Here is a 19196-nt window from a genome sequence, read left to right on the forward strand (position 1 = left end):
CCGATCCGACACCCTCCGCGGACTTTTTTCCAGCGGTATCAGCCGGGTATCTACTCCGCCCTCCCGCCGATGCGCGCCCCGCCGCCTCGCGGACACTCGGACCGTGTTCAACAAGCTCAAGCAGATCGGGCAGGCGCTGAGCCCGGACGCGATCAGGCAGGGCCTGGCCGCCAGCCGGGAGTCGCTGGCCAGCGGCGGCCAGCTGTCCGCCGAGCAGCTCGCCGCGATGACGCCGGAGCAGCGGGCGCAGTACGAGCAGGCGATGGCGGACTCGCGCGCCACCGTGGCCGCGAACGCCGACGCGGCGATCGAGCGGGAGATGGAGCGCCGGGTGCTGTTCGGGCCAGCCGGCGACTGGCTCTACGGTCCGCTCCCCGACCGCGAGCGGATGACCGACATGAACCTCCAGCACCAGCTCGCCTACAGCAAGGCGGAGCTCAAGGCGACGCTGCGCAACCCGCTCGGGAGGAAGCCGGCGCCGGTGGCACCGCCGCCGGTGAGCGCCGACCCCGGCGAGCAGGCGGCGCACGAGCTCGCGCAGCGCGAGGAGGCGCGGACGCCGTACCTCTCCCCGGAGCGGCAGCCGATCACGTTCACTCGGATCGCGACCGAGCCGAGGAGCAGCGTCGAGCAGCTGTGCGCGTGGCTCGGCAGCTCGGGCCTGGCCGGACGGCCGGACCTCGTGTACGGCGTCGCGCGCGTGCCCGACCACCTGCCCGGCGGCCTCGGCATCCGCAAGACCGCGGTCGTGGAGTGGGAGGTCGTGCACGCTGCCCAGACCGCGCTCCCGGCCGTGGCGCCCGCGGTCGCAGCCGCGTTCGACGCGCGCGATACCTGGGCCGCCCGCCGCCCGGGCGAGCCGTCGATCGTCGACGAGGACCTGGGCCTGGAGTACCTCCGGTTCGCCGACCTCGGCCCCGAGCAGTGCCTCGGGCTCGCCCGGCAGGTCGCGGTCGACGCGAGCGGCGGCGGAGGCGGCGCGGAGGGCGGCGGCTCGTCGCCGTACGTCCTGATCGGCGTGACCGGGCTGCTCGCGCTGCACCCCGCGGGGACCGGAGCCGGCGCGCACGAGCGGATGACCGCGGCCCGGCTGCTCCAGGTGGTGCCGGATCCCGAGGCGCAGGTCGTCGTGCTCAACTGGGGCGAGGTGCGCAAGGCCGTCGCACCCCGACCGGACAAGCGCCCGCCGGTTCCCTCGCCGTTCCCCTACCTGCCGAGCACGGCCGGCGAGCTGCTGCACAGCTACCTGTCGATCGTGGGCGTGCGGCCGCAGGACTGTTACAGCGCGCAGGTCACGCAGGACCGCCCCGACAACTTCGTCGGCGGCACCGGCCACGTGACGACCACCGGCGCGGAGAGCGACGTCGCGGCCGACGGGCAGCTGCGCAGGCGGTTCCGCGGCGGGTCGCGCGTGGTCGTGGTCTACCGCGACTCGCCGGCGTACGCCGAGGGCCGCCAGCGGTGGGCGGCCTACGAGCGCGACGTCCTCCAGGCCCGGCTCGGCAACCGGACCGGGCTCCGGTCGCCGGTCGACAAGGAGAGCCGGCTCGACAAGGGCGCCCTCGGCAAGCTGCTGCGCGGCGTCGAGGCGGTCGGCAGCTTCGTCGAGGGCGAGTGGGACGAGAAAACTCTCTTCGACGACGTGCCCTACTACCGCTACTGTTGGCCCCCCGTCGGTGGTTGAGGACGCAGGACGCGAAACGCCCAGGTGCCCCAGCGACGAGCCTCGGAACCTCCGGCCTCTAGCATCTTCTGGTGAACCTGAGGGGCCTGGTCGCCGACACCCGCCCCCTCCGCAACCCGCACTTCCGGCGGCTCTGGACCGCCAACATCGTCACCGTCATCGGCGCCCAGCTGACGGTGGTCGCGGTGCCGGCGCAGATCTACGCCGAGACCGGCTCGTCGGCGTACGTCGGGCTCACCGGTGTGTTCGGGCTCGTCCCGCTGGTGGTGTTCGGCCTGTGGGGCGGCGCGCTCGCCGACGTCTTCGACCGGCGCACGATGCTGGTCGTCACGACGACCGGCCTGATCGGCACCAGCGCGCTCTTCTGGCTCCAGGCCGCGCTCGGCGGCGCCAACGTCTGGGTGCTGCTGTCGCTGTTCGCCGTGCAGCAGGCGTTCTTCGCGGTCAACCAGCCGACCCGCAACGCGATCCTGCCCAAGCTGCTCGACGCCGACCTGCTGCCCGCAGCGAACTCCCTCAACATGACGGTGCTGCAGGCGGGCGCGATCGCCGGGCCGCTCGTCGCCGGCGTGCTGATCCCGTTCACCGGCTACGCCTGGCTCTACCTGGCCGACAGCGTGCTCCTGCTGGCGACGCTCTGGGCCGTGGTCCGGCTGCCGCGGCTCCCGGTCGAGGGCGCCGCAGGCGGGACGCCCGGGCTGCGGTCGGTCATCGAGGGCATCGTCTACCTGCGCGGCCACCCGGTGCTGATGATGTCGTTCCTCGTCGACATCATCGCGATGGTCTTCGGCATGCCGCGCGCCCTCTTCCCCGAGATCGCGCACGAGAGCTTCGCCGGGCCCGAGGAGGGCGGCCTCGCCTTCGCGCTGCTGTTCGCGGGCATCCCGGCCGGCGCGGTCGTCGGTGGCATCTTCTCGGGCTGGGTCTCCCGCGTCAGCAGGCAGGGCGCGGCCGTGGTCTGGTCGATCGTCGCGTGGGGCCTGGCCATGACCGGCTTCGGCATCGCCGTCGGGATGGCCGACGCGTTCCCCGCCGCCGCGCGGTGGTTCCTCGTGGCCGCCGTCTTCCTGCTCGTCGTCGGCGGTGCCGCCGACATGGCCTCCGCGGCCTTCCGGATGAGCATGCTCCAGGCGTCGGCGTCCGACGAGGTGCGCGGCCGCCTCCAGGGCATCTTCATCGTCGTGGTCGCAGGCGGCCCCCGCATCGCCGACGTCGCCCACGGAGCGACCGCGGTCATGGTCGGTACGGCGGCCGCGGCCGCAGGTGGCGGGGTGCTCGTCGTCGTGCTCGTCACCGTGGCCGCGCTCGCCGTACCGGTGTTCTGGCGGTATCGCGTCGCTGTCACACATCGCGAGCCCGACACGTCAGCACCCTGAGCACCTAGCGATGGAGGATGGGCACGTGGACGAGGCGACCGAGGTCTTCGAGAACGAGCGCGGCCGGCTGCGCGCGGTGGCGGTGCGGATGCTGGGCGGCACCGACGACGCCGACGACGTGGTGCAGGAGGCGTGGCTGAAGTGGTCGACCGCCGACCGCGCCGACATCGACAAGCCGGCGGCCTGGCTGACGACCGTCGTCTCCCGGCTCTGCCTCGACAAGCTGCGCAGCCGCGGCCGCCGTGGCGAGACGCCGCTGGACGACGTTCCCGTGGAGCTGCCGGGCTCGGTGCCCGACCCGGCGTCGGAGGCCGAGCTGGCCGACTCGGTCGACGCCGCGCTGCTGGTCGTGCTCGACCTGCTCTCCCCCGCGGAGCGGCTGGCGTTCGTGCTGCACGACCTCTTCGCGCTTCCGTTCGACGAGATCTCCGCGATCACCGGCCGTACGCCGGCCGCCGTGCGCCAGCTCGCCAGCCGGGGCCGGCGGCGCGTGCAGGACCCGTCGGCCGCGGAGCTCGCGGAGTCGAAGGCCCGGCAGCAGCGGGTCGTCGACGCGTTCTTCGCCGCCTCGAAGGCCGGCGAGTTCGACAAGCTCCTCGAGCTGCTCGACCCGGACGCGGTGATCCGCGCCGACGGCGGCATCGTCAAGATGGGCGGCAAGCCGGTGATCGCCGGTGCCCAGGCGGTCGCCGAGCGGTTCAACGGGCAGGCCCGGGCGGTGCTCACGACGACGCTCGACGGCTACGCCGCGGGCGTCTGGCAGCTGCACCGGGTGCCGCAGGTCGTGTTCGGCTTCGTCATCAACGACGAGGGCCGGATCGTCGAGATCGAGCAGCTGGGCGACCCCGACGTGCTGGCGTCGCTCGACCTCGCGCGCTGAGGACTCCCGACGCGACCGAGCCCTCCCGCGGGTGCGCGCGGGAGGGCTCGGGCCGTAGCGGCGGGAGTGGTGTGGTTCGCCGCCACGATCGGGGGAGGACGCTCAGCGGATGAGCTCGTCCAGGCGGTTGTAGACGCTGGCGTCGCCCTGGATCACGCGGCTGGTGCGGCCGTCGATGCCGACCGGCACGTCGCCCTGCACCGTGATCCGGCGAACCTCGCGCACCTGGGTGTCGAAGTCGGCGACCGCGTAGTGCTGGGTGGCGCGGTTGTCCCAGATCGCGACGTCGCCCTGGGTCCAGGTCCACCGCACGGTGTTCTCGAGCTTGGTGACCCGGTCCTGGAGCAGGTTGAAGAGCACGGCGCTCTCCTTCTGGTTGAAGCCGCTGAACTGCTTCACGAAGTGCCCGAGCACCAGCGACCGCTCGCCGGTCTCCGGGTGGACCCGCACGACCGGGTGCTCGGTCTGGTAGATCGTCGCGGCGAACTGCTGGCGGTAGAAGTCGGTGTCCTCGTCGCGGGTGCTGCCGTCCTCGCCGTACTGGTGGGCGTAGTCGTAGTCGTTGGAGTGCACCGCCCACAGGCCGTCGACGAGCGCCTTCAGCTGCGGCGGCAGGGTCTCGTACGCCGTCGCGGTGTTGGCCCAGTTGGTGCTGCCGCCGTACTCCGGGATCGTGACGCCGCGCAGGATCGAGAACGCCGGCACGCGGTCGACGAACGTGACGTCGGTGTGCCAGGAGTTGGCCGCCATGCCGCGCGTGGCCTTGAGGGACAGCACGCGGGCGCTGCCGGTGTTGACGGTCGGGTGGGCGGTGGTCAGCGGGCCGAGCCGCTCGCCGAACGCGATCTGGGCGTCGTCGTCGAGGTGGTTCTGGTTCCGGAAGAACACGACCTTGTGCTCCAGGATCGCGGCGCGGATCTCGGCGACGGTCTCCTCGGGCAGGTCGCCGGTGAGCCGGACGCCGTCGATGCGGGCGCCGATCCGGCTGCCCAGCTTGCGGACGGTGATCGCGGAGTAGCCCGGGCGGGTGGCGGACTCGGGGTCGATCAGGGTGGTCATGACGGTCCTCTCGGGATGGGAAGTGGGGACGTTTCGCACCGCCACCAAAGGTCCGGATCCGCGCCGTCGCGGACAAGGATTCGGATCCCGCTGCGCCGAAAGCGCGGGCCCGCCGGGCCGTCGAGATCGCCGTCCGGACCACCGCCCGGATCCCCGCCCGAGTCGACACCCGATCGACACCCGGACCGCCTACTCGTGTTTGTTGAGTTATCTGGTAGACATATTGCACTCATCCCGAGTCGAAACCGGATACCGACCCCGAAGGAGCAGACGTGCAACCGTCGCCGATGATCACCGTGGCCCGTGGCAGGTTCGGCTCCGCCGCCGCGCAGGTGCTCGAGCAGGTCCGCGCCGCGGGGGTCGTCCACCGCGACGAGATCGCGGCCCGTACCGGGCTCAGCGTCGCCACCGTCGGCCGCGCGGTCGGCCACCTCGTGGAGTCGGGGGTGCTCCGCGAGCGGCCCGACCAGGGGCGGCTGGGCACCGTCGGCCGGCCGGGCACGCCGGTGGAGGTCGACACCCGGCGCTACGTGACCATCGGAGTGCACGTGGGCCGGCGGATCGCGACCGTCGCCCTCGGCGACCTCACCGGCAAGGTGGTCGCGCACGACACGGTGCGGCGCCGTCCGGGCGCCGACCCCGACCTCGACCGCCTCAGCCGCGCCGCCGCGACGCTGCTCGGCGGCCTGCCGGGTCGCGAGCCGCTGGCCGCGGGCCTGGTCGGCCCGTGGCGCGAGCTCGAGCTCGAGCCGGAGGCACTCGGCCGCGACCTGCACGACCTCACCGGGCTCGACGTACGCACGGGCGACCACATCGCCGCCGTGGCCGCCACCGAGTTCTTCCACCGCCGCCACGGCACACCGGGCGTGACGCTCTACGTCTACGCCCGCGACACCCTCGGGTTCGCCGTCGCGGTGGACAAGGGCGTGCAGACCGAGATCTCCCGGGTGGGGTCGCTCACCCACTTCCCCACCGGCTCGGGCATCCCCTGCGAGTGCGGCCGCACCGGCTGCCTCCAGGCGACCGCCGGCGACGAGGCGGTGGTCCGCGAGGCGGTCGAGGCGGGCCTGGTCACGGAGCCCACGATCGAGAGCGTGTACGGCGCCGCCGGCGCCGACCCGGTGCTCGCCCTCCTCCGCCGGCGCGCACGGGTGCTCGGCGAGGTCGCGGCGTCGGTGCGCGACATCATCGCGCCGGACCGCGTGATCCTCGTCGGGCAGGCGTTCACCGGCTGCCCGTGGGTGCTCGACGAGGTGGTGCTCGCGTTCGAGGACACGACCGCGCTGCCGCCGCTGCCGGTCTCGTTCACCCGCTTCGGCGCGGGCATCCAGGCGATCGCCGCGTGCACCATCGGGCTCGGCGCGGTCTACGACGACCCGCTCGCCGTGGTGCCGTCTAGCGGCACACGAGCGGCACGGTGACCGGCCGGCGGACGTAGGCGCCGGGCGCCCACGTCACCGCGTCGAGGTCGACCTCGAAGTCGGGGATGCTCGCCAGCAGCTCGGTGAGCGCGACCACGCTCTGCATCCGCGCGGCCGCCGCACCGAGGCAGTGGTGGTGCCCCTGGCTGAACGTCAGGATCTGGGTCGGGCGGCGGCGCACGTCGAGCTCGTCGGCGTCGGCGCCGTACTTGCGCGGGTCGCGGTTCGCGGCGCCGTACAGCAGCAGGACCTTCCGACCGGCCGGGATGACCGTGTCGTGCACCTCGACGTCCCGCGTCGCCGTACGGCCGAGGCACTGGACCGGTGAGGTCAGGCGCAGGAACTCCTCCACGGCGTCCGGCACCAGCGCGGGGTCGGCCGCGAGGGCGACGCGCTGCTCGGGCGCCTCGGCCAGCAGCTGTACGGCGCCGCCGAGAGCGCCCGTGGTGGTGTCGTTGCCGCCGGTGACCATCGTGAAGACGAAGCCGAGGATCGCGACGAGGTCGGGCGCGCCCTCCTCCCCCGCCTCCGAGGCGGCGACGAGGTGGGAGACCGTGTCGTCGCCCGGGTCGCGCCGGCGCCGCTCGACGAGGTCGCCGAAGTAGGCGAGCAGCTCGGCGGTCGCGCTCGCCGCGCCCGAGACAGCGCCGTCCGCGCCCTCCGCGGCGTTGGCCGCGACGATCGCGCCGGTCCAGTCGTCGAACCGGCGGCGGTCCTCCTCGGGCACGCCGAGGTAGTGCGCGACGACCATGCTCGGCAGCGGCTTGAACAGCTCGGCGACGATGTCACCGCCGCCGTCGCGGCGCAGCCTCTCCACCCGGTCGACCACGAACGTCCGCACCGCGGGCTCGATCTCCCGCACCTGCCGCGGCGTGAACCCGCGCGCGACGAGCCGGCGGAAGGCCGTGTGCACGGGCGGGTCGGTCATCACGAACGGCGGGTTGTCGGCGAGGCCGATCCGCTCGAGGTCGTCGTAGGCCACGGTCAGCCCGCGGGCGCTGGAGAACGTCTCGGTGTCGACCGCCGCGGCCACCACGTCGGCGTGCCGGCTCAGCACGTAGTAGTCGTGCTCCGGATGCCGCTCCGGCACGACGTGGTGCACCGGGTCGTGGTCGCGCAGCCACGCGTAGGACGCCCAGGGTGAGCGCCAGGCCTCGCCGCCACCCGGGCGGTAACTCAGTGTTACGTCCGCACCCTCGGTGCTGTGACCGGTCACAACGCCAAGGTAGCGGTCGTCACACTGAGTTACAGCGCAGTCGGGTCGCCGGGCACCAGCCACCGAACCCGGGAGCGGACATCGGCGGGCGCGGCGGCGAGAGCCGCCTCGAGGCCGGCGCGGCCGTCGCGGAAGTGCGACCACCCCTCGTAGTGGACGGGTACGGCGACCCGCGGCCGCACGACCGAGAGCAGTTCGACCGCCCGCGCGCCCGTCATCGTGTAGCGCAGCGGGCCGGTGATCGGGAAACGGACCCCGCCCGCGTGCAGCAGCATCACGTCGATGTCGACGCCGGCCAGCGCGCGGCGCAGTCCGCCGTACAGCACGGTGTCGCCGGTGACCCAGGCGATCTCGCCGGCGCAGCGCACGAGGAAGCCGGCCACCTCGCCCACGATCGGCCGCGAGAGCGGCGGGCCGTGCCGGGCGGGAGTCGCGGTGATCTCGACCCGCTCCCGGCCGTCACCCTCGAGCACCGCGGTCGCCCCCGGCGCCAGGCCCCGGGGGTCGGCGTGCCCGAGCCTCCGCGCCGCGGCGGTCGTCGTGACCACCACCGGCACGGAGGGCAGCAGCGCGCGGCCGGCAGCGTCGAGGTTGTCGCCGTGCTGGTCGTGGGTCAGCAGCACCGCGTCCACCGCGCCCAGCGCGTCGGCCGCGACCGCCGGGCCGGTGACCTTGTCCGACGACGTGCCCCAGCCGAAGGCGTAGTGGCCACCGGCGGGGTCGAAGGTGGGGTCGGTCAGCAGCCGCCAGCCGCCGATCTCGACGATCGCGGTGGGTCCGCCGATGTGGGTGATGATCACCGGCCGATCCTCGCGCGGATCACTGCGCGTGGGCCAGTGCCCACTCCAGCACCTCGTCGGCGATGGCCTGCCAGCCCTCCTGCGCGGGCAGCAGGTGCGCGTAGCCGTCGTACTCCTTGATCTCGGTGACCGTCGCCGACCGGTAGTGCTTCGCGTTCGATCGCTGCACCGCCGGCGGCATGATGTGGTCCTCGGAGCCGGACACGAACAGCAGGGGTGCGCGCTTGTCGTTCTTGTAGTCGACCCAGGTGTCTTGGTGGCCGGGCTGGAAGTTCGCCAGCACCGAGCCCCACAGGATCCCGCCGTTGGCGGGGATGTGATAGCGCTCGAAGGTCGTCACGACCTCGTCCTCGGGGAACGTGTTGGTGAACGCGTAGCGCCACTGGTCGAGGTCCAGCCCGACGGCGCGGTGCCGGTTGCCGGGGCTCTTGAGCACGGGGAACGTCGATTTCACCTGGGACGGGGGTACGACGCGCACGCCCTCGGTGGGAGCCGAGTTCATCGCGACGCCGGCGGCGCCGTAGCCGTGGTCGAGGAGGATCTGCGTGAACGCGCCGCCGGCCGAGTGGCCGATGATGATCGGCGGGCTGTCGAGGGTGGAGATCACGCTCTCGAGGGCCTCGATGATCTTCGGGACGGTGAGGTCGACGATGATCTGCGGGTCGGCGCGGAGCGCCTCGACCTCCACGTCGAACCCGGGGTAGCCGGGCGCGAGCACCCGGAACCCCTTGGCCTCGTAGTGGGTGATCCAGTGCTCCCAGCTCCGCGGCGTCACCCAGAAGCCGTGGACGAGGACGATGGTATCGGGTTGCATGGGGCGGTCCTTTCGGGACGGGGTCCGCCCTAGTTTTCGGGCGTTTCCCCTGCGCGGCACCACGCGAGACGCCATTCTTCGAACAGATCGGGACACCCGAGCGAGCCCGACCCCGGAGGTGGCGATGACGAAGCCGCGGCACCGCGTGGCGATCGTCGCCCTGCCGGGCACGTTCGTGCTCGACCTCGCGGTCGCAGCGCAGGCGTTCGGTCGCCGCCCGTCGGTCTTCACGAAGATCCGCGACGAGGCGCGGGCGCCGTACGACGTGGTGGTGTGCAGTCCCGCCGAAGTGGAGACCTCGCTCGGCTTCACGATCGGCGACGTCGCACCGGTCTCCGAGATCCTGACCGCCGACACCGTCGTCGTGCCGGGGCTCGAGGCGCCCTGGGCGCCGCAGCACCCCGACGTGCTGGCCGCGATCAAGCAGGCCGCGGCGGACGGGAAGCGGATGGTGTCGCTGTGCGCCGGTGCCTTCGTGCTCGGGCAGGCCGGCGTGCTCGACGGCCGCCGCGTCACGACGCACTGGGCTCTCGCCGACGAGTTCCGCGAGGCGTTCCCCGCGGTGCTGCTCGACGAGCACGCGATGTACGTCGACGACGGGCAGGTGCTCTCCGCCGGCGGCATGCTGGCATCGACCGACCTGTGCCTGCACATCCTGCGCAGCGACCACGGGCAGTCCTACGCCAACGACGTGTCGCGCGTGCTGATCAGCCCGCCGCACCGCGTGGGCGGGCAGGCGCAGTACGCCCGGGAGCCGCAGGTGCGTGCGACCGGACCGCTCGAGCCGGTGATGGCGTGGGTGCTCGACAACCTGCCCGAGCCGCTCTCGCTGGAGCGGGTCGCCCGGCAGGCACACCTGAGCCCGCGCACGCTGGAGCGCCGGTTCCGCGCGGAGACCGGCGAGTCCCTCCAGTCGTGGATCGCCCGGCAGCGGGTCGCCCGCGCCCGGGCGCTTCTCGAGGATTCGGCGCTGACGGTCACGGAGGTCGCGCACGCCACCGGCTTCGGGTCGAGCGAGTCGATGCGTCGGCACTTCCGGGCCCAGGTCGGCACGAGCCCCCAGGCCTACCGGGCGGCGTTCCGCGCGCCGGTGGCCTGAGGGCTCGGACGGGTCGGGCTCAGGCCTGGATCGGCGCGGGGACGCTCCGGCCGGCGACGCGGCGCTCGGCGGCGACCATCCACGCGAGCTGCTCGAGGCGCTCGATGACGACGTGGAGCAGGTCGGCGGTGGTGGGGTCCGCGGCGTCGATGTCGTCGTGGATCTCACGCGCAGTGCCGGCCACGGCGTACAGCGAAGCGGTGATCTTCTCGACGACGACGGCGCTGTCGACCTCGCCGTTGGGGAACGCGGGCAGGCTGCTCCGGGCGGCGACCCGCGCGGCGCTGCCGTCGGGCACGACGTAGACCGCGCGCATCCGCTCGGCCACCTGGTCGGTGAACTCGCGGGCGGCGTCGACGATCTCGTCCAGCTGGAGGTGCAGGTCGCGGAAGTTGGGGCCCACCACGTTCCAGTGCGCCTGCTTGCCCTGGAGGGAAAGGTCGGTCAGGTCGACCAGCAGCTGCTGGAGGTGCTGGGCGAACTTCTCGTCGGCCTGGAACGCGGGGTGGGAGACGTGCTTCTCGTGCTGCAGAACGGCCATCGTGGGTCCTCTCTCCTCGTGACTTCTCGGCTGGTGATGTCCACCAGTCAACCACGCTTTCTTGAACCATTCCAGACAAGGAAGCCTTCCCTGCGTGACCCAGCGCACACGATCGCCCGGCCCGTCGCGATGAAAACCGATGTCGGTGGCGGTCCCTACGGTGGCAGCATCGGGGTTCCCGGGGGCTGGAGAGAAGGGGCAGGCATGAGCGACATGATCCGCGCGAGCGGGCTGGCCAAGCGCTACAAGGAGGTCGAGGCCCTGCGCGGCATCGACCTCGCGGTCCCGGAGGGCAAGGTGCTCGCGCTCCTCGGCCCCAACGGGGCCGGCAAGACCACCACCGTCCGGTGCATCACGACGCTGCTCAAGCCCGACGCCGGCACGGCGGAGGTCGCCGGCATCGACGTCGTCGCCGACCCCGCCGGCGCGCGGGCGAAGATCGGCCTCTCGGGTCAGTACGCCGCGGTCGACGAGCACCTCACCGGCTACGAGAACCTCGTGATGGTCGGCCGGCTCTACCACCTCGGCAAGGCGCGGGCCCAGGCCCGGGCGCGCGAGCTGCTCGAGCGGTTCGACCTCGCCGACGCGGGCGACCGGCCCACGAAGACCTACTCCGGCGGCATGCGCCGCCGGCTCGACCTCGCCGGCGCGCTGGTCGCCGAGCCGCCGGTGCTGGTGCTCGACGAGCCCACCACCGGCCTCGACGTCCGCAGCCGCCAGCAGATGTGGGACGTGATCCGCGAGCTGGTCGGCAGCGGGGCGACCCTCCTGCTCACCACGCAGTACCTCGAGGAGGCCGACAAGCTCGCCGACGACATCGTCGTGATCGACCACGGCCTCGCGATCGCCCACGGCACCGCCGACGAGCTCAAGGCCCGCACGGGTGGCGAGCGCATCGAGGTCGTGCTCGCCGACGCCGAGGACCGCGACGCCGCCCACCGGGTGCTCTCCGAGGTCGCCGTCGACGGGGTCCGCGTCGGCGACAACGGGCGTGAGCTCACGGCGGCCGTCAGCGGTACGGCGACCGACGACCTGCTGCGCGTGCTCCAGGGGTTCGAGCGCGAGACCGTGACCGTGCTCGACGTCGGGCTGCGACGGCCGACGCTCGACGACGTGTTCCTCGCGCTCACCGGCCACGCCGCCGAGAGCGACGTCGACGGGTCCGACGACACCGACACCACCGACGACAGCGAGATGGAGGTCGCGCGATGAGCGCCGCCGAGGCCCTGACCGACGGCTGGGTGGTCGCCCAGCGCAACCTGATCAAGATCAAGCGGGTGCCGGAGATCCTCGTCTTCGTGCTGATCAGCCCGATCATGTTCGTGCTGCTTTTCGCGTTCGTGTTCGGCGGCGCGATCGAGACGGGGAGCGACGTCTCCTACCGGGAGTTCCTGATCGCGGGCATCTTCGCGCAGACCGTCGTCTTCGGCGCGACGTTCACCGGCGCCGGCCTCGCCGAGGACATGCAGAAGGGCATCATCGACCGGTTCCGGTCGCTGCCGATGTCGAGCTCGGCGGTGCTGGTCGGCCGCACGACGTCCGACGTCGTCTACAACGTGCTCTCGCTGATCATCATGGCGCTGACCGGGTTGCTGGTGGGCTGGCGGATCCGTGAGGGTGTCCTCGACGCGATCTTCGGATTCCTGCTCCTGCTGCTGTTCGCCTACGCGATCAGCTGGGTGATGGCCTACGTCGGGCTGCTCGTGCCGAGCGTCGAGGTCATCAACAACGCGTCGTTCATCGTGATCATGCCGCTGACGTTCCTGTCCAACGCGTTCGTCCCGCTCAAGGACTTCGACGGCGTGCTGCTGTTCCTCGTCGAGTGGAACCCGGTCTCGGCGCTCACCGAGGCGTCCCGTCAGCTGTTCGGCAACGCCGACCCGCGGATGCTCGCGGGCTCCGACGCGTGGTCGATGGAGCACCCGGTGCTCTACACGCTGCTCTGGATCGTGATCATCCTCGCCGTCTTCATCCCGCTCTCGGTCCGGCAGTACCGGCGCACGACGAGCAAGTAAAGGACCCGATGAGCGCGGATGCGCCATACTCCTGATCAGATCGACACGTAGGTCTGCCGTCGTCCACTGCGACTCGGGCGCAGACCTCGCCCTTCATGCTCCCGACGGTAGATCTGAGGTAAGTGGTGAAGCGACTCATCTGCGCTGCCAGCGCGGCCATCGTGGCGACGGCGGCCGTCGTTGCCAGCGTGCCCGCCGCCGAGGCGGCACCCCCCAAGTACTCCTACAACGTCTATGCCGGCGCCACCCAGGTGCAGGCGCTCGGCGTCGCGGTCCAGTCGGACGCGACGGCCGAGGCCAAGATCGTCGGCAACACCAGTCAGCGCAAGCGCAACAAGATCGTCTCGGCCCGGGCCGGCACCCTGCTCAGCGCGGGTGTCGCGAGGACCGAGGTGATCGCCGACCGCAACCCCGAGACCAACGGGCTGCGGCTCGTGGCGACGTCACGCACCGCGGGTGTCTCGCTCCTCGGCGGGCTGATCAGGGCGTCGGCGATCGTGACGAAGGCGCGGATCGTCGCCGACGGGTCGGGCACGCCCACGACGCGGATGACCACCCGCCTGCTCGGACTGACCATCCAGGGCAAGCCCTACGAGGCTGACATCAAGCCCAACACCGGGATCACCATCCCCGGCGTCGTGAGCATCATGCTCAACCAGCAGCAGACCGGCGCTGCCAAGGACTCCGCCGCGATCTTCGGCGCCGGCCTGCGGGTCACGCTCCTCGGCGCCCGCAACGGTACGACGGCCGGGGCGACCGTGGCGGTCAACCCCGTGTCGCAGATCCTCTCGCTCGGCAACGGCGGCGACCCGGGCGGCTACGCCCTCGGCGGCACGGCGTACGGCTCCTACGTCACCGCCAACGTCGGCGACGAGGTCGAGGTCGAGTCCGGCCAGACCGCGATGGTGCACATGCGCACCGGCGGTACCGCGGGCCAGGAGGAGAGCAACTCCACCGCGCGGGTCAACCTGGGCGGCGTCCTCAACGTCGGTGCGATCCACAGCGAGCAGCGGGGCATCCGCTCCGACGCGCTCTCCCAGGTCACGGAGTCGACGACGATCGCCAGCCTGAGCCTGTTCAACGGCCTGGTCTCCGCCAAGGCGCTCGGCACCCGCTCGCAGGTGCGGATCACGCCACGTGGAGCGACGATGGACGGCGACATGACGTTCGCGACCCTGCGGATCGCGGGCGAGGAGATCCCGCTCGACGTCGCGCCCAACACGACGCTCCACATCGCCAACCTGGGCAAGGTCACGATCAACCAGCACCGGAAGGTCGTGCGCAACGGGATGGTCCACGCCTACCGCACGATCGGCGTGCTGATCGTGCTCGACACCGCAAGGGCCGGGCTGCCGGTCGGAGCACGGGTCGAGATCGCCACCACCCAGGCGCAGGTCTGGCACTAGGCGAGCGCTGAGAGACGTCTGCTGGACGGTGCCGCCGCCGCGCGCCGACCGCCACCGAGCGGTCAGCGCGCGGCGGTGAGCTCCGCGCCGAACAGTCGCACCGGGAGCGCCTCCACGCCGTAGACGGCGGAGAGCTTGCGGAAGTCGAGGTCGCCGATGTCGGCGGCCATCGCCAGGTCGGGGAAGCGCTCGGCCATCATCCGCAGCGCGGTGCGCAGCTCCATCCGGGCGAGCTCGGCGCCCACGCAGCGGTGCATCCCCCAGCCGAAGGACAGGTGGCGCGTCGGCTCGCGCGTCGGGTCGAAGTCGTCGAGGCCCGGACCCAGCTTGGGATCGCGGTTGGCCGCGAGCAGCGAGACACCCACCGCGTCGCCCTCCTTGATCAGCTCACCGCCGACCTCGACGTCCTGCTTGGCGAACCGGAGGAACGCCAGCTGGACCACGCACAGGTGGCGGAGCAGCTCCTCGACCACGCGGTCGACCGACTCCGGGTCCGAGCGCAGCATCCGCCCGGCCTCGGGGTTGGTGGCGATCAGGTAGGCGCCGAGCGCCAGCATCGAGGCGCTGGTCTCGTAGCCGCCGAGGAAGACGCCGTCGGCGACACCGCCGAGGGTGACGTCGTCGAGCTCGTCGCCGTGCTCCTTCAGGAGCGCGCCGATCAGGCCGTCACCGGGCTCCTCGCGCTGCTCGCGCACCGCGTTGATCAGGAACTCGCGGGTGTGGGCCGCAGCACCGAAGGCACCGGCGCCGCCCTCGGTCAGGTCGAAGCGGGCGACACCGAGCTCGAGGAACCGCGCGCGGTCCTCGACCGGCAGTCCGAGCAGGTCGCAGATGACGTCGAACGGCACCGCGAACGCGAACTCCTGCACCAGGTCGACGACCTTGCCGCCCTCGCCGGCGGTCTCCATCGCGTCGAGCCGCTCCTCGACGATCTTCTCGATGCCCGGCTGCAGGCGGGCGAGCCGGCGCATCGTGAACTCGGGGGTGAGGTACTTGCGCAGGGCGGTGTGCAGCGGCGGGTCGGTCATGCCGAGTCCCCCGATCTGCTCCTCCGCGGCCCGGCCCTCCTGCGACACGAACTGACCGAGGTCGTTGGACCACACCTCGGCCCCGCCGGCGAGCACCTGGCGCGCCTCGTCGTAGCCGCTGACGAGCCAGACCCCCTTGCCGAAGAGGGTCGCGAGCTTGGAGACGGGCGCCTCGGCCTGCACCTTCATCAGCTCCGGCAGCGGGTCGAGCCCGTCGCGCTTGAGCGGGAGGGTCACGCCGTCGGGCAGGAAGCGCAGCTTCCGCAGGTCGATGCCGTCGCGCATCGTCCGGTTGAGCAGCCACATGCCGACCCGTCGCTTCACCGACCCGGCCAGACCGAAGGGGAACATGGCGCACATTCCACCAGACCTCACCCCCCTGGTTGCCAGTTCTGGCGGGATCCCAGGGAACACTCAGGGTGCGCCCGCCCCGCTACCCTGACATCGTGCCGGCCAACGACACCGTGGACTGGAACCGCTACGCCGCCGCCCTCTTCGACCTGGACGGGGTGATCACGCCGACCGCTGAGGTGCACATGCGCGCCTGGTCGGCGATGTTCAACGCCTACTTGGTCGAGCACGCGAAAGCGGCGGGGATCCCACCCCACCCGCCCTACACCGACCAGGACTACTACGACTACGTCGACGGGAAGCCGCGCTACGACGGGGTCCGCTCGTTCCTCGCCTCACGCGGGATCACGCTCCCCGAGGGAGACCCGAGCGACCCGACCACCGCGGAGACGATCTGCGGGGTGGGCAACCGGAAGAACGAGTTCTTCGGCAAGGTGCTGTCGGACGAGGGCGTGCAGCCCTACCCGGGATCGGTGCGCCTGCTCGACGCGCTGCGCGCCCAGGGCATGCCGATGGCGATCGTCTCCTCGAGCCGCAACGCGCCCGCGGTGCTCGCCGCGGCCGGCGTCACCGACTACTTCGCGACCGTCGTGCACGGCGGCGTCGCTGCGGAGCTGCACCTGACCGGCAAGCCCGCGCCGGACACCTTCCTCCACGCCGCCGAGGAGCTGGGCGCGACGGCCGCCACGTCGATCGTCATCGAGGACGCGATCAGCGGCGTCGAGGCCGGCCGCGCCGGCGCCTTCGGCCTGGTCATCGGGGTCGACCGGGGCGCGGGCGTCGAGGCGCTGACCGAGGCGGGGGCCGACGTCGTCGTACCCGACCTCGGCGAGGTGGTGCCCGAATGACGCCGCCGGGCGGGCCGTCGCACAAGGCACCGCAGTCCCGGGACCCGCTCGACCGCACCCGCTTCCCGCTCGACGAGTGGCGCCTGGTCGAGAAGCGCTTCTCCGCGGACGACCTCGGCGTCACCGAGTCGCTCTTCTCCGTCGGCAACGGCTACCTCGGCATGCGCGGCAACTTCTCCGAGAGTCGCGACGCCCACGTCGACGGCACCTACGTCAACGGCTTCCACGAGACGTGGCCGATCCTCCACGCCGAGGAGGCCTACGGCTTCGCGCGGGTCGGGCAGACGATCGTCAACGCGCCCGACCCCAAGGTGATCCGGCTGTACGTCGACGACGAGCCCCTGCAGATGTCGACCGCCGACCTGCGCGAGTACGAGCGGTCGCTCGACTTCCGCGACGGCGTGCTCACCCGCCAGCTGCTGTGGCGCACGCCCGGCGGCAAGCGGGTGCGGATCCGCAGCCGGCGGATGGTGTCCCTCGCACAGCGCCACCTGGCGGTGATGACGTTCGAGGTGTCGATGATCGACCAGCGCGCCTCGCTGGTGCTGTCGTCGCAGGTGCTCAACCGGCAGGACAAGCCGTCGGAGTTCCGCGAGGACGACCGCACCGAGGGCTCGATGGGCGACCCGCGCAAGGCCGACCGGTTCAACCGGCGGGTGCTCGAGCCGCGGCTGGCGAGCGCCGACGCCGAGAGTGGCCGGCTCCGGCTCGGCTACGAGTGCGCGGACAGCAAGATGACGCTCGGGATCGTCGCCGACCACCAGCTCGACACGGACGCGCCGTACGACGCCCAGGCCCACGCCGACGACGACCTGGCCAAGGTGATCTACCGGATCGCCGCAGAGCCCGGCCAGACCGTGACCCTGACCAAGCTCGTCGCCGTCCACACCGCCGCGTCGGTGCCCGCGCGCGAGCTGATCGACCGCTGCGAGCGGACGCTCGGCCGCGCGGCCGACGAGGGCGTGGACGGCCTGTTCGCCGAGCAGCGCGAGTGGCTCGACAGGTTCTGGGCGCGCTGCGACGTCGAGGTGCCCGGCCACCCCGACGTGCAGCAGGCCATCCGGTGGAACCTGTTCGCGCTCGCGCAGGCGTCGGCGCGGGCGGAGACGCAGGGCGTCGCCGCGAAGGGGGTGACGGGCTCGGGCTACGGCGGCCACTACTTCTGGGACACCGAGATCTACGTGATGCCGTTCCTGACCTACACGATGCCGTACGCCGCCCGGAACGCGCTGCGCTTCCGCTACGGGCTCCTCGACCACGCCCGCATCCGGGCGCGCGAGCTCGCCCAGCGCGGCGCGCTGTTCCCGTGGCGCACGATCAACGGCAACGAGGCGTCCGCCTACTACGCGGCCGGCACCGCGCAGTACCACATCGACGCCGACATCGCGTACGCGCTGAGCCAGTACGTCGGCGCCACGGGCGACGACGACTTCCTCGCCCGCGAGGCGATCGACATCTTCGTCGAGACCGCGCGGCTGTGGGCCGACCTCGGGTTCTGGCGCGACGAGGGCACCCGCACGTTCCACATCCACGGCGTCACCGGGCCAGACGAGTACACGACCGTCGTCAACGACAACCTGTACACGAACGTGCTCGCGCGCTTCAACCTGCGCCGGGCGGCGCAGGCGGTGTGGCAGCTCCAGCGCGACGACCCGGCGGCATACGACGACCTCGTGCGGCGTACCGGCCTCCAGGAGGAGGAGCCGTCGGAGTGGGCCGAGGCGGCGAAGGGGATGAACATCCCGTTCGACGACTACCTCGGTATCCACCCCCAGGACATGCACTTCCTCGAGCGGGAGATGTGGGACCTCGAGCGCACGCCGCTCGACAAGCGGCCGCTGCTGCTGCACTACCACCCGCTGGTGATCTACCGGTTCCAGGTGCTCAAGCAGGCCGACGTCGTCCTCGCGCTCTACCTCCAGGGCGAGGAGTTCACGGCCGAGCAGAAGAAGGCCGACTTCGAGTACTACGACCCGATCACCACCGGTGACTCGACGCTCTCGGCGGTCGTGCAGTCGATCATCGCGGCCGAGGTCGGCTACCACGAGCTCGCGCTGCGCTACTTCCACTCGGCGCTGTTCGTCGACCTCGACAACCGCCACAACAACACCGCCGACGGCGTGCACGTCGCGTCGACCGGTGGCGTCTGGAGCACCCTCGTCGCCGGCTTCGGCGGCTTCCGCGACCTCGGCGTCCAGTGCGGTGACGGGCAGTGGACCATCGACCCGCGCCTCCCCGAGTCCTGGGAGAGCCTCGTCTACCGGGTGACGCTGCGCGGCACCCGGGTGCGGGTCACCGTCCGCGCCGACGAGCTCGAGCTGTTCGTCGAGGAGGGCGAGGGACCGCTGACGTTCTCGGTGCGTGGCGAGGACGTCGTCGTGAAGCACGGCGCCGCGGTCGTCGTACCCCTCGACGGGCAGGGGCCGCGCCTCGACGGCGAGCCGCAGAACCCGGCAGGGATCCAGCGGGCGGACGGGACCGTGATCTCGGCGATCGTCCCCTCGGGGGAGGATCCGCCGGGGGCGCCGCTCATGATGGCCTAGCCCTTCGGGGGGTTTGGCCCGTCATCCGCGGTGGGTGTGGCCGGCACGGGCCCGGCTGGCTTCGCCTCGCTCTGCGATCCCATCCCGGCTTGCTCGCTCCGCCGCGCGTCGGCGC

At 72.1% G+C, this 19196-nt stretch carries 16 protein-coding genes; 10 read left to right on the plus strand and 6 right to left on the minus strand.

The features are described 5' to 3' along the window. Positions 1–103: 103 nt before the first annotated feature. The 3 genes from HNR19_RS21045 to HNR19_RS21055 all read left to right on the plus strand — a co-directional run bounded on the left by HNR19_RS21045 (position 104) and on the right by HNR19_RS21055 (position 3940). The gene (locus HNR19_RS21045) at positions 104–1684 is read left to right on the plus strand and encodes a hypothetical protein (RefSeq protein ID WP_179669780.1); all 1581 of its coding nucleotides are present in this window, start codon (positions 104–106) and stop codon (positions 1682–1684) included. A 71-nt stretch (positions 1685–1755) separates the two neighbouring features. Continuing rightward, entirely contained in the window at positions 1756–3060 is a 1305-nt protein-coding gene (locus HNR19_RS21050) for an MFS transporter (protein WP_343047306.1), read from the plus strand. Between the two features lie 25 nt (positions 3061–3085). Continuing rightward, positions 3086–3940 carry a sigma-70 family RNA polymerase sigma factor gene (locus HNR19_RS21055; RefSeq protein WP_343047307.1) on the plus strand — a complete coding sequence of 285 codons (855 nt, stop codon included), beginning with the start codon at positions 3086–3088 and terminating at the stop codon, positions 3938–3940. A 102-nt stretch (positions 3941–4042) separates the two neighbouring features. On the opposite strand, the gene HNR19_RS21060 is transcribed toward HNR19_RS21055, so the two are convergent. Then, positions 4043–4999, minus strand: coding sequence for a TauD/TfdA dioxygenase family protein (locus HNR19_RS21060; protein WP_179669782.1), 957 nt, complete (start codon positions 4997–4999; stop codon positions 4043–4045). 272 nt (positions 5000–5271) lie between these two features. On the opposite strand from HNR19_RS21060, the gene HNR19_RS21065 reads away from it, so the two are divergent. Further along, positions 5272–6420 (plus strand): ROK family protein, encoded by a 1149-nt coding sequence (locus HNR19_RS21065; RefSeq protein ID WP_179669783.1) that lies wholly within the window; start codon positions 5272–5274, stop codon positions 6418–6420. On the opposite strand, the gene HNR19_RS21070 is transcribed toward HNR19_RS21065, so the two are convergent. Genes HNR19_RS21070 through HNR19_RS21080 form a run of 3 tightly spaced genes read right to left on the minus strand, consistent with a single transcriptional unit; the run spans position 6395 to position 9250 of the window. Next, entirely contained in the window at positions 6395–7636 is a 1242-nt protein-coding gene (locus tag HNR19_RS21070) for a cytochrome P450 (protein ID WP_343047308.1), read from the minus strand. The genes HNR19_RS21065 and HNR19_RS21070 overlap by 26 nt on opposite strands. A 29-nt stretch (positions 7637–7665) precedes the next feature. Then, entirely contained in the window at positions 7666–8436 is a 771-nt protein-coding gene (locus HNR19_RS21075) for an MBL fold metallo-hydrolase (RefSeq protein WP_179669784.1), read from the minus strand. A gap of 19 nt (positions 8437–8455) precedes the next feature. Further along, positions 8456–9250 (minus strand): alpha/beta hydrolase, encoded by a 795-nt coding sequence (locus tag HNR19_RS21080; protein WP_179669785.1) that lies wholly within the window; start codon positions 9248–9250, stop codon positions 8456–8458. Positions 9251–9374: 124 nt separating this feature from the next. Between HNR19_RS21080 and HNR19_RS21085 the strand changes: the two genes are divergently transcribed. Further along, the gene (locus HNR19_RS21085; protein WP_179669786.1) at positions 9375–10349 is read left to right on the plus strand and encodes a GlxA family transcriptional regulator; all 975 of its coding nucleotides are present in this window, start codon (positions 9375–9377) and stop codon (positions 10347–10349) included. Positions 10350–10368: 19 nt separating this feature from the next. Here the strand turns inward: HNR19_RS21085 and HNR19_RS21090 are convergent, their stop codons facing one another. Next, positions 10369–10890, minus strand: coding sequence for a Dps family protein (locus HNR19_RS21090; RefSeq protein WP_179669787.1), 522 nt, complete (start codon positions 10888–10890; stop codon positions 10369–10371). Positions 10891–11094: 204 nt separating this feature from the next. Here HNR19_RS21090 and HNR19_RS21095 point away from each other — a divergent pair, with 204 nt between their 5' ends. The 3 genes from HNR19_RS21095 to HNR19_RS21105 all read left to right on the plus strand — a co-directional run bounded on the left by HNR19_RS21095 (position 11095) and on the right by HNR19_RS21105 (position 14311). Beyond that, the gene (locus HNR19_RS21095; protein WP_179669788.1) at positions 11095–12102 is read left to right on the plus strand and encodes an ATP-binding cassette domain-containing protein; all 1008 of its coding nucleotides are present in this window, start codon (positions 11095–11097) and stop codon (positions 12100–12102) included. Beyond that, on the plus strand, positions 12099–12905 hold the full coding sequence (locus tag HNR19_RS21100) for an ABC transporter permease (protein ID WP_179669789.1): 807 nt from the start codon (positions 12099–12101) through the stop codon (positions 12903–12905). Before HNR19_RS21095 ends, HNR19_RS21100 begins: the two co-directional genes overlap by 4 nt. A gap of 125 nt (positions 12906–13030) precedes the next feature. Then, positions 13031–14311 (plus strand): choice-of-anchor P family protein, encoded by a 1281-nt coding sequence (locus HNR19_RS21105; RefSeq protein ID WP_179669790.1) that lies wholly within the window; start codon positions 13031–13033, stop codon positions 14309–14311. A 62-nt stretch (positions 14312–14373) separates the two neighbouring features. Here the strand turns inward: HNR19_RS21105 and HNR19_RS21110 are convergent, their stop codons facing one another. Continuing rightward, positions 14374–15690 carry a cytochrome P450 gene (locus HNR19_RS21110; protein ID WP_179669791.1) on the minus strand — a complete coding sequence of 439 codons (1317 nt, stop codon included), beginning with the start codon at positions 15688–15690 and terminating at the stop codon, positions 14374–14376. Positions 15691–15785: 95 nt separating this feature from the next. On the opposite strand from HNR19_RS21110, the gene HNR19_RS21115 reads away from it, so the two are divergent. Then, positions 15786–16538 carry an HAD family hydrolase gene (locus tag HNR19_RS21115; RefSeq protein WP_343047309.1) on the plus strand — a complete coding sequence of 251 codons (753 nt, stop codon included), beginning with the start codon at positions 15786–15788 and terminating at the stop codon, positions 16536–16538. After that, entirely contained in the window at positions 16535–19081 is a 2547-nt protein-coding gene (locus tag HNR19_RS21120; RefSeq protein WP_179669792.1) for a glycoside hydrolase family 65 protein, read from the plus strand. Before HNR19_RS21115 ends, HNR19_RS21120 begins: the two co-directional genes overlap by 4 nt. The last annotated feature ends 115 nt before the right edge of the window (positions 19082–19196 follow it).

The sequence above is a fragment of the Nocardioides thalensis genome, assembly GCF_013410655.1.
Classification (GTDB): Bacteria; Actinomycetota; Actinomycetes; order Propionibacteriales; family Nocardioidaceae; genus Nocardioides; species Nocardioides thalensis.

What these genes read in the sequence shown, in the direction of transcription:
- HNR19_RS21060 (WP_179669782.1), bottom strand. Translation starts at nt 4,999, where the DNA reads ATGACCACCCTGATCGACCCCGAGTCCGCCACCCGCCCGGGCTACTCC.
- HNR19_RS21080 (WP_179669785.1), bottom strand. Translation starts at nt 9,250, where the DNA reads ATGCAACCCGATACCATCGTCCTCGTCCACGGCTTCTGGGTGACGCCG.
- HNR19_RS21085 (WP_179669786.1), top strand. Translation starts at nt 9,375, where the DNA reads ATGACGAAGCCGCGGCACCGCGTGGCGATCGTCGCCCTGCCGGGCACG.
- HNR19_RS21090 (WP_179669787.1), bottom strand. Translation starts at nt 10,890, where the DNA reads ATGGCCGTTCTGCAGCACGAGAAGCACGTCTCCCACCCCGCGTTCCAG.
- HNR19_RS21095 (WP_179669788.1), top strand. Translation starts at nt 11,095, where the DNA reads ATGAGCGACATGATCCGCGCGAGCGGGCTGGCCAAGCGCTACAAGGAG.
- HNR19_RS21100 (WP_179669789.1), top strand. Translation starts at nt 12,099, where the DNA reads ATGAGCGCCGCCGAGGCCCTGACCGACGGCTGGGTGGTCGCCCAGCGC.
- HNR19_RS21110 (WP_179669791.1), bottom strand. Translation starts at nt 15,690, where the DNA reads ATGTTCCCCTTCGGTCTGGCCGGGTCGGTGAAGCGACGGGTCGGCATG.
- HNR19_RS21120 (WP_179669792.1), top strand. Translation starts at nt 16,535, where the DNA reads ATGACGCCGCCGGGCGGGCCGTCGCACAAGGCACCGCAGTCCCGGGAC.